This is a genomic window from Microbacterium yannicii PS01 (genome assembly GCF_000304335.1).
Classification (GTDB): domain Bacteria; phylum Actinomycetota; class Actinomycetes; order Actinomycetales; family Microbacteriaceae; genus Microbacterium; species Microbacterium yannicii_A.
Map to the genome: position 1 here is coordinate 52,981 of NZ_CAJF01000001.1, position 14,291 is coordinate 67,271.

Annotated in this window: 14 protein-coding genes and 1 pseudogene; 6 read left to right on the top strand and 9 right to left on the bottom strand. The window is 73.2% G+C overall.

Annotated features, from left to right (window positions below; genetic code table 11):
- Position 1 precedes the first annotated feature (1 nt).
- From WYM_RS00255 to WYM_RS00280, 6 genes are read right to left on the bottom strand one after another with little or no spacing between them, the layout of a single operon-like run.
- Entirely contained in the window at positions 2 to 235 is a 234-nt protein-coding gene (locus tag WYM_RS00255; protein WP_019178811.1) for a MoaD/ThiS family protein, read from the bottom strand.
- Positions 235 to 504: a DUF6457 domain-containing protein gene (locus WYM_RS00260; protein WP_019178812.1), complete on the bottom strand. Its 270-nt coding sequence runs from the start codon at positions 502 to 504 to the stop codon at positions 235 to 237. Before WYM_RS00260 ends, WYM_RS00255 begins: the two co-directional genes overlap by 1 nt.
- Entirely contained in the window at positions 501 to 1,208 is a 708-nt protein-coding gene (gene mobA, locus WYM_RS18845) for a molybdenum cofactor guanylyltransferase (protein ID WP_019178813.1), read from the bottom strand. Before mobA ends, WYM_RS00260 begins: the two co-directional genes overlap by 4 nt.
- Positions 1,208 to 1,684: a cyclic pyranopterin monophosphate synthase MoaC gene (moaC, locus tag WYM_RS00270; protein WP_019178814.1), complete on the bottom strand. Its 477-nt coding sequence runs from the start codon at positions 1,682 to 1,684 to the stop codon at positions 1,208 to 1,210. The genes mobA and moaC overlap by 1 nt, the downstream gene beginning before the upstream one ends.
- Positions 1,681 to 2,925: a gephyrin-like molybdotransferase Glp gene (gene glp / locus WYM_RS00275; RefSeq protein WP_026059424.1), complete on the bottom strand. Its 1,245-nt coding sequence runs from the start codon at positions 2,923 to 2,925 to the stop codon at positions 1,681 to 1,683. The genes moaC and glp overlap by 4 nt, the downstream gene beginning before the upstream one ends.
- Positions 2,922 to 4,067, bottom strand: a complete 1,146-nt coding sequence (locus tag WYM_RS00280; RefSeq protein WP_040568937.1) for a ThiF family adenylyltransferase — start codon at positions 4,065 to 4,067, stop codon at positions 2,922 to 2,924. The genes glp and WYM_RS00280 overlap by 4 nt, the downstream gene beginning before the upstream one ends.
- A 110-nt stretch (positions 4,068 to 4,177) precedes the next feature.
- Here WYM_RS00280 and WYM_RS00285 point away from each other — a divergent pair, with 110 nt between their 5' ends.
- From WYM_RS00285 to WYM_RS00310, 6 genes are all read left to right on the top strand, one after another.
- Entirely contained in the window at positions 4,178 to 4,570 is a 393-nt protein-coding gene (locus WYM_RS00285; RefSeq protein ID WP_019178817.1) for a TOBE domain-containing protein, read from the top strand.
- A gap of 36 nt (positions 4,571 to 4,606) precedes the next feature.
- Entirely contained in the window at positions 4,607 to 5,428 is an 822-nt protein-coding gene (gene modA / locus WYM_RS00290; RefSeq protein WP_019178818.1) for a molybdate ABC transporter substrate-binding protein, read from the top strand.
- On the top strand, positions 5,425 to 6,279 hold the full coding sequence (locus WYM_RS00295) for an ABC transporter permease (RefSeq protein ID WP_019178819.1): 855 nt from the start codon (positions 5,425 to 5,427) through the stop codon (positions 6,277 to 6,279). Before modA ends, WYM_RS00295 begins: the two co-directional genes overlap by 4 nt.
- On the top strand, positions 6,276 to 7,403 hold the full coding sequence (locus WYM_RS00300; protein ID WP_019178820.1) for a sulfate/molybdate ABC transporter ATP-binding protein: 1,128 nt from the start codon (positions 6,276 to 6,278) through the stop codon (positions 7,401 to 7,403). The genes WYM_RS00295 and WYM_RS00300 overlap by 4 nt, the downstream gene beginning before the upstream one ends.
- 10 nt (positions 7,404 to 7,413) lie before the next feature.
- Complete coding sequence (locus WYM_RS00305) at positions 7,414 to 8,073, top strand: GNAT family N-acetyltransferase (protein WP_019178821.1); 660 nt, start codon at positions 7,414 to 7,416, stop codon at positions 8,071 to 8,073.
- Positions 8,074 to 8,136: 63 nt separating this feature from the next.
- Positions 8,137 to 9,678, top strand: a complete 1,542-nt coding sequence (locus WYM_RS00310; RefSeq protein ID WP_019178822.1) for an SDR family oxidoreductase — start codon at positions 8,137 to 8,139, stop codon at positions 9,676 to 9,678.
- A gap of 39 nt (positions 9,679 to 9,717) precedes the next feature.
- Here WYM_RS00310 and cydC read toward each other — a convergent pair.
- The 3 genes and pseudogenes from cydC to cydB form a co-directional block, all read right to left on the bottom strand.
- Positions 9,718 to 11,452, bottom strand: a pseudogene (gene cydC / locus WYM_RS18850) (thiol reductant ABC exporter subunit CydC).
- 26 nt (positions 11,453 to 11,478) lie between these two features.
- A complete protein-coding gene (gene cydD, locus WYM_RS00320) occupies positions 11,479 to 13,206 on the bottom strand; it encodes a thiol reductant ABC exporter subunit CydD (RefSeq protein WP_019178824.1) in 1,728 nt (575 codons plus the stop codon).
- Between the two features lie 39 nt (positions 13,207 to 13,245).
- Positions 13,246 to 14,277, bottom strand: coding sequence for a cytochrome d ubiquinol oxidase subunit II (cydB, locus tag WYM_RS00325; protein ID WP_019178825.1), 1,032 nt, complete (start codon positions 14,275 to 14,277; stop codon positions 13,246 to 13,248).
- Positions 14,278 to 14,291: the final 14 nt, after the last annotated feature.

A 14,291-nucleotide genomic window follows, 5' to 3' on the forward strand; every position in this document is an offset into this window, starting at 1 on the left:
GTCAGCCGCCGGCGAAAGGCGGCAGGACGTCCACGAGATCGTCGGCCGCGAGCGGGGTGTCGTCGTCGACGCGGGCGCCGCCGACCAGGACGGCGCATCGGGGGAGGATGCCGCCGAGCTCGGGGTAGGCGGCCGCGACGGCGTGGCGCAGGTCGCCGAGGGTCGCCTCCGCGCGCCGCTCGCTGTCGCGTCCCGCTGCGTCCTGCGCGGCGGCGAAGTACCGGACGACCGCCACTACTGGTTCCAGTCGGCGGCGAGTGCCGCGACGGCGTCGAGCGCGGCGCGGATCTCGGCCGGGTCGGTGCCGGCGCGCCCGGCGATCAGGCCGGCGACGAAGGCGCCGAGGGGCGCTGCGGGACGCGCGACCCCGTTCGCGACGTCGCGCGTGAGGTCGAGCACCGCTGCGACGGGCACGTCGTCCTCGGCGAGACCGAATCGCTCGCGCAGGGCCGCGGCCCACGCGTCGAGCGCCTCGGGCGGAAGGGTGCGGGACTGATCGCTCATGAGGGCTCCTCCGGAGGATGGGGCGCGCCGCGGTCGAAGGCTCGATCGGAGGACGCGTTCCCGGCGCGCAGCCGGGCCTTCTCCAGATCCTCCCACGTGTCGATGTCGTCGATGAGATCGTCTTGGCTCGGATCGCCGGAGGCGGTGATCACGGTGATGGCCAGGTCGTCGAGGAGGGCTCGGACCGGAGCATTCCGGCCGCGATCCGGGAGAGCGGATGCCGCGTCCCGCAGCGCCTCCGTGCGGTAGACGCCGGTGAGCCACTGCGGCCGGCTCGCGGCGTCGCCGAGGCACACGCCGTCGGTATCGACAGGAAGCAGCACGATGTCTGCCAGCAAGCGCGCCACCGCCGCACCGACGCCGGGGAGGTCGCACGCGAGCAGGAGTGTCCACTCAGGGCTGCTCTCCTGCCTCCAAGACTCCAATGCCGCGACGACCGCAGCCGCCGGCCCGCCGAACGGAGGCTCCTCGCGAACCCAGGTCACCGGGAGCGATTCATCGAGCACGGGGGCCGCGACGGTGAGAGGCCGGGCCCCGGCATCCCTCGCCGCACCGACGGCCGCGGCCAGCAGGGTGCGGCCGCCGACCTCGAACAGGGCCTTGGTCGCTCCGTCGACGCGTGTGGCGCGTCCGCCCGCGAGCAGGATCGCGCCGAGACCGCCCGGCACGGCCGCGGGGCGGGGAGTCGCTGCGGCTTCGGGCATCAGCTCTCGCCGGGACGGTGCCAGTCGCCGCTCTTGCCGCCGGTCTTCGTCACGATCCGCACGTTCTCGATCGACGTGGACTTGTCGAGGCCCTTCACCATGTCGACGACGGCGAGGGCGGCGACGGAGACGGCGGTGAGGGCCTCCATTTCGACGCCGGTGCGGTCGGCGGTGCGGACGGTGGCCTCGACGCTGACCCCGTCGTCCTCGACGGCGAGATCGACGGCCGCGCCGTGCACCCCGATGACGTGGGCGAGGGGAAGCAGCTCGGGAGTCCGCTTGGCCGCCTGGATGCCGGAGATCCGGGCCACCGCCAGGACGTCGCCCTTCGGCACCGTCCCCTCGCGGAGGGCGGCGACCACTTCGGGCGTGCACCGCACGAACCCGCGGGCGGTGGCGGAGCGGACCGTCGGCTGCTTCTGTGTGACGTCGACCATACGGGCGTGGCCGGCCTCGTCGAGGTGCGTGAAGCTCATGAGATCAGCATGACATCGACGACGTCGCCCGCAGCCACCGCCTCCACATCTGCGGGCACCACCGCGTAGGCCTCAGCCCGCCCCAGTCCGCCCGCGAGGTGCGATCCGCCCGTCGTGGCCGGCACCGCACGCCACGCGTGCGAGTCGGAGCGGTCGATAGTCACGGGAAGATACTGGCGCCGCCCCGGCGGGGTACGCCACGCGGCCTTCGCGGCGAGCGCGAGCGTCGGGCGCTGGACCTCCGACCGGCCCTGAAGGCGCAGCAGCGCCGGGCGCACGAAGACCTCGAACGACACCGCCGCGCTGACCGGGTTGCCGGGCAGCCCGAACAGCAGCGTGCCCGAGTTCAGGCGTCCGAACCCCTGCGGCTTGCCGGGCTGCATCGCGACTTTCGAGAAGGTCATCGCGTCGGCGAGGGTGGTCTTGACGACCTCGTACGCTCCCGCGCTGACCCCGCCGGAGAACACCACGAGATCGACGCGCTCGGGGGAGCCGGGATCGGTCAGCTCGGCCACCAGCGTCTGCAGCTGGTCGCCCTCGTCGCTGACACTCGCGCGGCGGACGATGAGGGCGCCGGTCTCAGCGACCAGTCCGCTGAGCAGGCGGCTGTTCGACTCGGGGATCTGCCCGCGACGCAACGGCGCACCGGGCTCGGCGAGCTCGCTGCCGGTCGAGATGACCGCGACCCGCGGCTGCCGCGAGACGACGAGCTCGGCGACCCCGCACGCGGCGGCGGCGGCGACCTGGAGGGGCCCGAGAAGCGCGCCCGCGGGCAGCACCTCGTCGCCGCGACGGGCGTCCTCACCCGCCCGGCGCACGTGCACGCCGGGCCCGCGAGGTGCAGCCACGACACGGATCTCGTCGCGCGAGTCTGCGAGCCCGCCCGCGGTGTCTTCGAACGGCACGATCGCGTCGGCGTCGGCGGGAACGGGTGACCCGGTCATGATGCGGGCCGCCTCGCCGGAACGCAGCGCCGGGTCGTCGGTGGTGCCGGCGGGCAGGTCCGCGACGACCCGGAGCAGGGCCGGAGCCGTGGCCGCGGCATCCTTCACATCCGCGAAGCGCACGGCGAAGCCGTCCATGGCCGAATTGTCGAACACCGGGATGTCGACCGCGGCGCGCACCGGAGCGCGCAGGGTGCGGCCGTAGGCGTCGTCGAGTGCCACCGTCTCGGTGGGCAGCGCCAAAGCGGCCGCGAGGATCTCGCCGAGGTGCTCCTCGACGCTGCGCAGCCCGCTCACGCGGGAACCGTCACCGGTGCGCCGGCGCGGGTCCACGCCTCGATGCCGCCGGCGAGGACGGATGCCTCGATCCCTGCCGCGCGCAGCGCTGTCGCCGCACGCTGTGCACGCATGCCCACCTGGCACACCACGACGACCGGACCGGCGCCGGCTCGCGTGGGTTCGGCGAGGAGGTCGCCCAGCGGCACGAGCACCGACTCGGGGATCACCCCTTGCGCGGTCTCCCACGTCTCGCGGACGTCGACGAACACCGCGCCCGCAGCGTGCGCGGCCCGCGCCTCGGCGGGGGAGAGCTGTGCGGTCGTTGCGGCGCCAGACGGTGCAACCTCGAACCGCACGGCGCTCTCACGCGGTTCGACCGGTGCTGCGGACGCCTGCGCCGGCCGCAGCGGCACCTCGTCGGTACGGCCGCGCAGGGCATCGATCACGACGACACGGCCGAGAAGCGGCTCGCCGATGCCGGTGAGGAGCTTGATGGCCTCCGTCGCGAGCAGGGCGCCGACCTGCAGGCACAGTGCGCCCAGCACGCCGACCTGTGCGCACGAGGGAACGTCGCCCACGGCATCCGGCGGATACAGGTCTCGCAGCAGCACGGGCATCACACCCGCCGGCGGCGCCGACCAGAACACCGTCGCCTGCGCATGGAACTCCTGCACGACGCCCCACACCAGGGGGACCCCGAGCTCTTCGCACGCTGTCGCGACGACGGCACGTGTCTCGAACGTGTCGCTGCCGTCGATCACCACGTCGGCGCCCGCGAGCAGGTCGCGCGCGGTGTCGGCGGTGATCCGCTGGGGCAGCGCGCACACCACGGTCGCGGGCGAGAGGTCGGCGCCGACCCGCAGCGCGGAGTCGACCTTGAGTGCCCCGACGTCGGTCACCCGGTGCATCACCTGTCGTTGCAGATTCGAGGCCTCGACCACGTCATCGTCGATGACGGTGAGGGTGCCGACGCCCGCGGCCGCGAGGGCGAGGACGGCGGGGGAGCCGAGGCCGCCGGCTCCGACGATCGCGACGTGCGCGGCGGCGAGACGGCGCTGGGCTTCGTCGCCGAACCCGGCGAGCACCCGATGGCGCGCCGTGCGCGTCTGCTCGGCAGCGCTCAGCGCGTCGGCCGGCTCCACGAGCGGGGGAAGAGACATGCTCACAGGCTACGACCGCCGCGCCAGCGCCGGGCGATTCCTTCCCGATCAGTCGCACGAGCGGAGATATCTACGGCCAATAGCCGCAGATGCGGTGTTATGGTGACGACATGCCGACCTTCAAGATCGCCGAGGCGGCCCGGCTGCTCGGCGTCAGCGACGACACGGTGCGGCGCTGGGTCGACGCGGGAACCCTGCCCACCACCGGGGCGTCGCCGGCGGAGGTCCCGGGAGACGCGCTCGCCGCTCGCGCCATCGAGCTCGCGGCGGGCGCCGCCGATCCCGCCGACGTCCTGAGCAGCGCACGCAACCGCTTCGTCGGGCTCGTCACGCGCATCCAGCGCGACGGACTCATGGCGCAGGTCGACATCCAGTCGGGACCGCACCGCGTCGTGTCGCTCATGTCGGCCGAGGCCGCCGACGACCTGGGCCTCGAGGTGGGTTCGCTCGCGGCGGCGGTCGTGAAGGCCACCCACGTCATCGTCGAGACGCCGAGGGGCTGACGGATGCCTCGGCCCCGCGCTCCCTTCGTGCCCGGTATGCGCCGCGGCGGGGTGGCGACATATGCCGCCGCGCTGCTCGCCGGGGGTGCCCTGGTCGTCGCCGTCGCCGGCTGTGCCGCACCCGACCGATCGCCGGGCGCGGGTGTGTCCGCCGGGCCGTCCACTTCCCCGGTCGGCGGCGAGGTCTCAGGCGACCTGACGATCTTCGCGGCCGCCTCGCTCGCGGGCGCCTTCGACGAGCTCGCCGAGATGTTCGAGCAGCGGCATCCCTCGGTCGACGTCCGCCCCATCTCGTACGACGGCTCGAGCACGCTGGCGACGCAGCTCATCGAGGGCGCGCCGGCCGATGTCTTCGCCGCGGCCGACGAGCGGACCATGGAGAAGGTGGCCGCCGCCGGTCTCGTCGACGATCTCGAGCTCTTCGCGAGCAACACGCTGGTGATCGCCGTGCCTGTCGGCAACCCCGGCGGAGTCAAGACGATCGAGGATCTCGGGTGGCCCGAGACCACCGTCGTGCTGTGCGCGCCCGAGGTGCCGTGCGGAGCGGCCTCCGGGGCGCTGCTCGCCGACAACGGCGTGGCGGTGACCGCCGCCAGCCTCGAGCAGAACGTCACCGCGGTGCTGACCAAGGTCGCCACCGGCGAGGCCGATGCCGGGCTCGTGTACGCGACGGATGCCGCGGCGAGCGACGACGTCCGCCCTGTCGCCGCCGCCGGTGCCGAGAACGTCGTGAACCGGTACCCGATCGCGGCCCTGACCGGGGCGTCGAACCCGCCGGCGGCCGCAGCCTTCGTCGCCTTCGTCGCGTCGGACGAGGGCCAGGCGGTGCTCTCGAGCTTCGGCTTCGGCACGCCATGAGCGCGGTCACCGCACACCGCGGCGAACCTCTCCCGCTCACCCGGCGATCGCGCGCCGACCGGACCGGGTTCGTGCCCCGCGTCCTCGCGGTGCCTGCCGTCCTCGGGCTGGCGCTTCTGGTGCTGCCGCTTGCCGCGCTCGTGCTGCGCGTCGAGTGGGCGACGCTGTGGAGCGATGTCACGTCGCCCGCGGCCCTGTCGGCACTCGGACTGTCGCTGCTGACCGGCCTCATCGCCACCGCCGTCTGCGTCGTGCTCGGCGTTCCGCTCGCCCTGTCGATCGCACGCAGCGATGCCCGCTCCGCGGCGGTGCTCCGCGCGATCGTGACCGTGCCGCTCGTGCTGCCGCCGATGGTCGGCGGCGTGGCGATGCTGTTCCTCTTCGGGCGCACCAGCTGGCTGGGGGGTGTGCTCGGGGAGTGGGGCGTCCGCATCCCGTTCACGACCGCCGCCGTGGTGCTGGCCCAGACCTTCGTCGCGCTGCCCTTCCTGGTGCTCGCTCTCGAGGGTTCGCTGCGGTCGACGGGCATCGGCTACGAGCAGACAGCGGCGGGTCTCGGCGCGGGCCGCTGGACCATCCTCGCGCGCGTCACGCTTCCTCTCGCCGCTCCGGGCCTGATCGCGGGCATCGTACTGTGCTTCGCGCGGGCGATCGGAGAATTCGGAGCGACCGCGCTCTTCGCCGGCAATGCCCCCGGTGTGACGCAGACCATGCCGCTGGCCATCTACACCGCCTTCAACGGCGCGGGCGTCTCGCAGGGCACCGCCGTGGCGCTGTCGCTGCTGCTGCTGGTCACGGCGGTCGGGGTGCTGCTCCTCGTGCGGGCCTGGCGTGCCGAGGCACCGCGGTGAGCGACAGCGCGATCCGAGCACCGGGCCGGGCCGCGACGGGCCGCCTCGATGCCCGCGTCGTCGTGCACCGCGACGGATTCCGGCTGGATGCCGCACTTCAGGCCGAGCCGGGAACGGTCGTCGCCCTCATGGGGCCGAGCGGCGCCGGCAAGTCCACCCTGCTCGGCGTTCTCGCCGGGCTCGTCGCGCTCGATGACGGGCACGTGAGGCTGGGGGAGCGGATCCTCGATAGCGCCGTCCCGAGCCGACGGCGGGTGGCGCCGTCCCGGCGCGGCATCGTGCTGCTCGGCCAGAATCCGCGCCTCTTCCCCCATCTCAGCGCAAACGCGAACATCGCATTCGGTCTCCGGATCCACGGCGTGCCGAAGACGGATGCCGCAGCCGTGGCCGACGACTGGCTGCAGCGCGTCGGACTGCCGGGGCTCGGTGCCCGGCGCCCTTCCCAGCTGTCGGGCGGGCAGCAGCAGCGGATCGCGCTCGCCCGCGCCCTGGCGACCGGTCCGGCCGCACTCCTTCTCGACGAGCCGCTGACGTCGCTCGACGCCGAGACGGCGGCCGACGTGCGCGCGCTGCTGCACGAGCAGCTCGTCGCCACCGGCACCACGGCGATCGTCGCGACGCACGACGCCGTCGACGCGGTGTCGCTCGCGCAGCGGCTCGTGGTGCTCGAGGACGGCCGGGTCACCCAGTCGGGACCGGTGCGCGACGTCCTGGCAGCGCCGGCCACCCGGTTCAGCGCCGCCGTCGCGGGCCTGAACCGCGTCGAGGGGCGACGGGAGAGCGGTCGGTGGCGAAGCGGCGGGCTCACGCTCCCGGCACGCGACGACGGCCCGGCCGCGGCACCCGGATCCGGCGCTGCTGTCGCCGCGATCTTCCGGCCCTCCGCGGTGAGGATCGCGGCCGCCCACGTCGGAGCGGACGCGCGCGACGGTGCCTGGCGCGCGCGGGTCGTCCGGCTGGAGCAGACGCCCGCAGGGGTACGGGTGCGCACCGCCGACCCCGACGTCGCGGTCGACGTGGCGGCCGAGAGCGCGACGGGCCTCGCCGTCGGCGCGACGGTCGGTCTGCGATTGGATCCGGCCGAGGTGCGGTTCGTCCCGGCGCACGTCGAGCGCGTCTCATAGACTCGCCCGGGTGACCCGCATCCGGCCCTTCCACCCCGGCGACGAAGCCGCGCTCGCCGACATCTGCCTCCGAACGGCGGATGCCGGTGCCGACGCCACCGGGATCCTCGACGACGACGACCTGTGGGCCGAGATCTTCGTGCTCCCCTACGTCGAGCGGCATCCCGACTTCGCGTTCGTCGTCGAGAACGATGACGAGGGCGTCGTGGGGTACATCGTCGGAGCGCCCGACACCGCCGCGTTCGAGGAATGGTTCGCCACGCAGTGGTGGCCGCGCCACGCCGAGCGGTGGCCCGAGCCCGCGGGTCTGCCTCCGACGCACGCCGCCGAGGTGGCCGCCGGCCCCGAGGTCGCGGCGCCCGAGACGCCCGTGCAGTCGCGCCAGGAGGGCCTCCTCCGATACGCGTACGCGCGCGTCGGCGGCTCGCAGCCGTTCGGCGCCGAGTATCCGGCGCACCTGCACATCGATCTGCTCCCCGAAGCACAGGGGCAGGGCCTCGGCCGCAATCTCATCGCGCGACTCGAACTCGCACTGCGCAGCGCGGGCGTCGCCGGCCTGCACCTCGTCGCTTCGGCCGAGAACGTCGGAGCCATCGCGTTCTACCCCCGCGTCGGCTTCACGCCGCTGGAGTCGCCGGACGGGACGCAGGCGTTCGGCAAGGTGCTCTGAAGCACACCCCCGCGCTTCGCGCCAGCCCCGGCCGATGCCGGACGTGAGCCGTAGTCTGCCCCCATGGACGAGCTCTCCACGCCGACCGGCCGCGAGCCGATGCTCACCGCGGTTCCCCGCGAAGACGGCTCCGCGCCGCGGGCGCTCGTGCTCGGAGCGACCGGCTACATCGGCGGACGGCTGGTGCCCCGGCTGCTCGGTGCCGGATACGAGGTGCGCGTCCTCGCGCGCGACCCGGGGCGGGTGACCGCGTTCGCCTGGGCCGATGCCGTCGAGATCGCCGAAGGCGATGCGGCGAACGTCCACGCGGTGGCGGATGCCGTGACCGACGTCGACGTGATCTTCTACCTGGTGCACTCCATGTCGGCGGGCAAGGGCTTCGAATCGGCCGATCGCCTCGCAGCTGAGACGGTCGCCACGGCGGCGGCAGCGGCATCCGTCGCGCGCATCGTGTATCTCGGCGGCCTGCACCCGGACGACGTGGAGCTGTCGCCGCACCTGCGCTCCCGTGTCGAGGTGGGCGAGGTGTTCCTGCGTTCGGGCGTCCCGACGATCGTGCTGCAGGCGGGGGTGGTCATCGGATCGGGATCGGCCTCGTTCGAGATGGTGCGGCACCTCACCGAGGTGCTGCCGTACATGCCGGCGCCGCGCTGGGTTCGCAACCGCATCCAGCCGATCGCGGTACGGGACGTGCTGCACTACCTGCTCGGGGCCGCGCGCGTCGCGCCGGAGGTGAATCGCGCGGTCGACGTCGGCGGTCCCGACGTGCTGCGCTACGGACAGATGATGAACGGGTACGCGCTCGAGGCGGGACTGCACCAGCGCCCCATCGCCTCGCTGCCGGTGCTGACGCCGCGCCTCGCGTCGCACTGGGTGAACCTCGTCACGCCGATTCCCCGGTCGATCGCGCGGCCGCTCGTCGAGTCGCTGCAGAACGAGTGCGTCATGAAGGACCACGACGTCGACCAACTCATCCCGCCGCCCGCCGAGGGCCTCACGTCGTACCGATCCGCCGTGCGCGCCGCGCTGAGCCGGGTCGAGGCCGACACCATCGAGACGAGCTGGCAGGACTCGGAGGTGCTCGGGGTGCCGAGCGACCCGCTGCCGAGCGATCCGGACTGGACCGGGCGCACAGCCTTCACCGACGTGCGGTCGGCGCACACCACGGCATCTCCCGACGCCCTCTGGCGCGTGATCGAGGGAATCGGCGGAGAGAACGGCTGGTACTCCTCACCGCTGCTGTGGGCCGCCCGGGGTTGGATGGACCGTCTCGTCGGCGGGATCGGCCTCGCGCGTGGTCGCCGCAGCCGCGCGCGGCTCGCGGTCGGCGATGCGCTGGACTTCTGGCGCGTCGAGGCGCTGGAACCGGGACGGATGCTGAGGCTGCGGGCAGAGATGAAAGTGCCCGGGCTCGCCTGGCTGGAGCTGCGGGCCACGCCGGACGCCGCGAACGACGGCGCGTCCTGGTATGACCAGCGCGCTGTCTTCTTCCCCCGCGGGCTCGCCGGCCGCCTGTACTGGCTCGCAGTGCTGCCGTTCCACGGCTTCATCTTCGCCGGGATGGCGCGCCGTATCACGGCCACCGCGGAGGCATCCGCCGGCTGAAGCCGGCAGAGCGCACGCCGGGTTCGCGCCGACCCGTCGTCAGGCGCGGATGCGGCCGTCTTCGATCCGCACCACGCGATCGACGAGCCCGTCGGGTACGGCCACGTGCGAGATCAGCACCACGGCCTGGTCGTCTCGCACCGCGCCCAAGAGGTCGGCGAGCAGAAGATCGGATGCCGCGGGGTCGACGCCGGCCGTCGGCTCATCGAGCACCAGCACCGGGAATCCGCGCAGCAGTGCCCGCGCGAGGGCGATCCGCTGCGCTTGACCGCCCGAGACGAGGGCACCGCGTTCGCCGACCCGGGAATCGAGCCCGCCGCGCTCGTGCAGCCACGACCCGAGGCCGACCCGGGCCAGCACGGCCTCGAGGTCGGCATCGGACGCCGTCTCGCGTGCGAACAGCAGGTTCTGGCGGACGTCCTCGTCGAAGAGCATCGGCTGCTGCTCGCACAGGCCGACCGTCAGCCGCACGTCATCGCCGGCGAGGTCGTGCACCGAACGTCCGCCGATGTCGTAGCCGCCGTCGGTCTCGAGGAAGCGGACCAGCGCGTGCGCAAGGGTCGTCTTCCCTGCGCCGCTGGACCCCATCACGAGCACGCGCTCGCCGGGACGGATCTGGAGGTCGACCGCGCGGAGAGCGGCGGGGTCGGCCGGACCGACGGCTCCGGCGTCCGCGGCCTCCGGCCACCGGACCGACGCGCCGCGCAGCCGGATGCCGTCGCCGAGCCGGGGGTCCCACGCCGGTAGGCGCGACCCACTCGCGCACGAGCGCGGCCGGCGGTTCGGCGGGAAGGGCCTCGGCGATGCGCTCGGCCGAAGCGCGGACCTGGCGCCACGACGCGGCGGCGAGCGGCACGGACGCGAAGACCTCGAACACGGCCATCGGCACCAGCACGACGACTGCGAGCCATGGACCGCCGAGTGCGCCGGACGCGATGCCGGGAGCGGCGACGGCGACCGCGGCGAGGGAGGCGACGCCGGCGAGCAGCGAGACCAGCGCAGCGGTGCCGGCCTGTGCGCCCGCGCGTCGCACCACCGACCGGCGCAGCGCGGCGTCGGCCGCCGCGATGCGCGCACGGCTCTGCTCTTCGGCGCCGAACGCCATCAGCACGTCCAGACTGCCGAGATGATCGAGCACCGCGTCGGCGAGCAGTGCCCGCAGCGGCGCGATCGATCGCTCGGCGCGGGCACCGGCCGCCCAGCCCCACAGTGTGGCGACGAGCGCTGCAAGGGCGAGGCAGGCGAGCAGCGTGAGTGCTGCCGGCCACCAGACGAACGCGACGAGGACCACGGCTCCGATCGCCACGAGCGCCGACGACACCAGCGGCTGGACCACACGCAGCGGGAGGTTCTGCAGATCGTCGACGTCGTCGACGAGCGCGCCGAGCACAGAGCCGCGGCGTGTGCGCGCCAGGCCGTCGGGTGCCAGCGGCACCAGGCGCCGCACGAGGTCGGCGCGCGTCGAGGCGAGCTGGCGCAGTGCGGCGTCGTGCCCAGTGAGGCGCTCGAGGTAGCGGAAGACGGCGCGCGAGATGGCGAAGAACCGCACGCCGACGACGGCGGCCGACAGGTACAGCACAGGCGGCTGCTCGCTCGCGCGGACGATCAGCCACGCGCTGACGACGAGCAGGGCGACAGCGGATGCCTCCGAGGCGAAGCCGGCGCCCAGTGCCCACCAGAACCGGCGGGCGGGCGGCAGCGCGCCACGCAGGACGGTGCGAGGAGTGGCGGGCGGGGAGGCGTCGCGCGGTGCGGGCGAGCGGTCTTCTCGCACGCGCGTCTCTTCTCCGAAGGTACGGATCACGCGGGCACCTCGACTGGCTCGAGGCGGACGACCTGATCGGCGATCTCGCGTGCGCTCGTTCGGTGCGAGATGAGAAGTACCGTCGCGCCGGCGTCGGCGAGCTCGCGGACATGCCGCCACAGCTTGGCCTCGGTGGCCGGGTCCAGCGCCGAGCTCGGTTCGTCGAGCGCGATCACGGGCGCGCGGCTGCGCAGGTGCCGATAGAGCGCGCGAGCGACTGCGACGCGCTGGGCCTGGCCGCCCGAGAGGCCCGCCCCCTGCACGCCCAGCTCGAGGTCGGGGTCGAGGCCGCCGGCGCAGGCGGCGTCGAGAGCGGTGCGGACGAGCGCCGGCTGCGGCGCCGGGTCGCCGAGGGCGACATTGTCGGCGATGGTTCCGGTGAGCAGCCCGGGCCGCTGGCCCGCCCAGGCCAGCCAGTCCGCGGAGCGGAGACTGCGCACGTCGATGCCCGCGAGGGCCGCGTCTCCCTCGAACGGCGCGGCACCACGCAGCGCCGCGAACAGGCTCGACTTCCCGGCGCCGCTCGGGCCCTCGACGAGGGTGACGGTGCCCGGGCCAGCCGCGAAGCCGACGGGCGACAGCATCCGCTCGCCTCTCTGCACCCGCACCCCGCGCAGCACCAGGTCCGCTCGCTGCCCCTCACCCTGGTCGGCGTCACTTGTCAGAACACGCCGTACCGAGCTGTGAAGGCTCGGCGTGTCTTGGCGACTCGGGAGAGCTGATGGGGACTGCCGGCGCGCGGCATCCAGGACGGCGAAGACGTCGTCGGTCGCCGCCACCCCCTCGGCGGCGGCGTGGAACTGCACGCCGACCTGTCGGAGCGGGAGGTAGGCCTCGGGCGCCAGCAGCAGGACGAACAGACCCACCGCGAGCGTCAGCGACCCCTCGATGAGCCGGAAGCCGATCGAGACCGCGACGATCGCCACCGAGATGCTCGCGAGGAACTCCAGGGCGAAGCCCGAGAGGAACGACACGCGCAGCACCCGCATCGTCTCGTGGCGGTACTCCTCGGTGACGCGCTCGATGGATGCCGCGGCCCGGTGCTGGCGCCCGAAGACCCTGAGCGTCGACAGGCCTTGCACGGTATCGGCGAAACGGGCTGCAAGCCGCTGGAGGGTGCGCCATTGACGCTGCTGCACCGTGCGGGTCGCGAGGCCGATCAGCACCATGAAGACGGGGATGAGAGGCAGGGTGAGCAGCACCGTCAGCCCCGAGATCCAGTCCTGCCACCACATCACCGCGAGGATCAGCGGCGTGGCGACCACCGTCTGCACCAGCTGCGGCAGGTAGCGCCCGAAATACGCCTCGAGCGCGTCCAGACCGCGGCCCGCGGTGACGGCGAGCTGCGCCGAGTTGCGGGAGCCCAGCCACTCGGAGCCCAACGCGCCCACCGCGCCGATGAGTGCCGCGCGCAGCTGCGACTGCACCCGCGCCGCGGCCCGAGAGGCGACCGCTTCACGCGCCCACAGTAGCCCGGCGCGGAGCGCGACGACGGCGGCCAGACCCCCGAGCGTCGGTGCGAGCTCGGGCAGCGGCATCCCCTCGATCGCCGCGGTGACGGCGCGGGTCAGCAGCCATGCGAAAGCGATGATGACGGCGGTCTGGGCGACGGCGATGGCGCCGATCGCGACGAAGAAGCCGCGCGACGCGCTGGCGTAGCGCAGCAGGCGAGGGTCGACGGGCTTGCCCGAGGTGCGGGGCGGGCCGTCGTCCGTGTCGTTCATCGCTCCTTCGACCCTAGTCAAGCCTGCGGATGCCGCGTCTCAGTGCGCGACGGCGGACGCGGCCTCGATGTGGGACCGCGTGATGCGCTTGCGGAAGATCCAGTACGTCCAGCCCTGGTACAGCAGCACCAGCGGCAGGAAGATGAGCGCCGCCCACGACATGATCGTCAGGGTGTAGTCGGTGCTGGAGGCGTTCTCGATCGTCAGCGAGTTCTCGAGGGCTGTGGTCGAGGGCATCACGAACGGGAACAGGGCGAACCACAGTGCGAGCACGGCCGACACGATCGTCGCGGCGCCGAAGCCGAACGCCCACCCCTCGCGCCCGCGGGCGTTGGAGATCCACGAGGCGATGAGCGTCACCGCGGCCATCACGGCGAGCACCGCCGTCGCGGCGGCGAGCTCACGGCCCTGCGCGAAGGCCATGAAGACGGTCCAGGCCAGGAATGCCGCGCCGACGACGATCGTCACCGCACCGGACTGCGCCGCCAGCCGGCGGGCGTCGGCCGCGACCTGGCCGTCGGTCTTCAGGGCGACGAAGTACACGCCGTGCGTGAAGAACAGCAGCAGGGTCGTCACGCCGCCGAGCAGGCCGTACGGATTCAGCAGTGTCAGCAACGAGCCGGTGAACTCCATGTGCTCGTCGATCGGCACGCCCTGCACGATGTTCGCGAACGCGACGCCCCACAGCAGTGCCGGCACGGCCGAGCCGATGACGATCATGCGGTCGAAGCCGCGCTTCCATCGCAAGCTGTCGCGCTGGTGGCGGTACTCAAACGAGACGCCCCGCGCGATCAGCGCCAGCAGGATCAGCAGGAGCGCGAGGTAGAACCCGCTGAAGAGAGTGGCGTACCAGTGCGGGAAGGCCGCGAACAGGCATGCGCCCGCGACGATGACCCAGGTCTCGTTGAGATCCCACACGGGGCCGATGGTGTTGATGACCTGGCGGCGGCTGATGTCGTCCCGGCCCAGGAAGGGCAGCGACATCCCGACGCCGAAGTCGAAGCCGTCCAGGACGAAGTACCCGACGAACAGGAATCCGACGATCCAGAACCAGAGGTAGGCGAGATCCATAGCGTGCTCCGAAA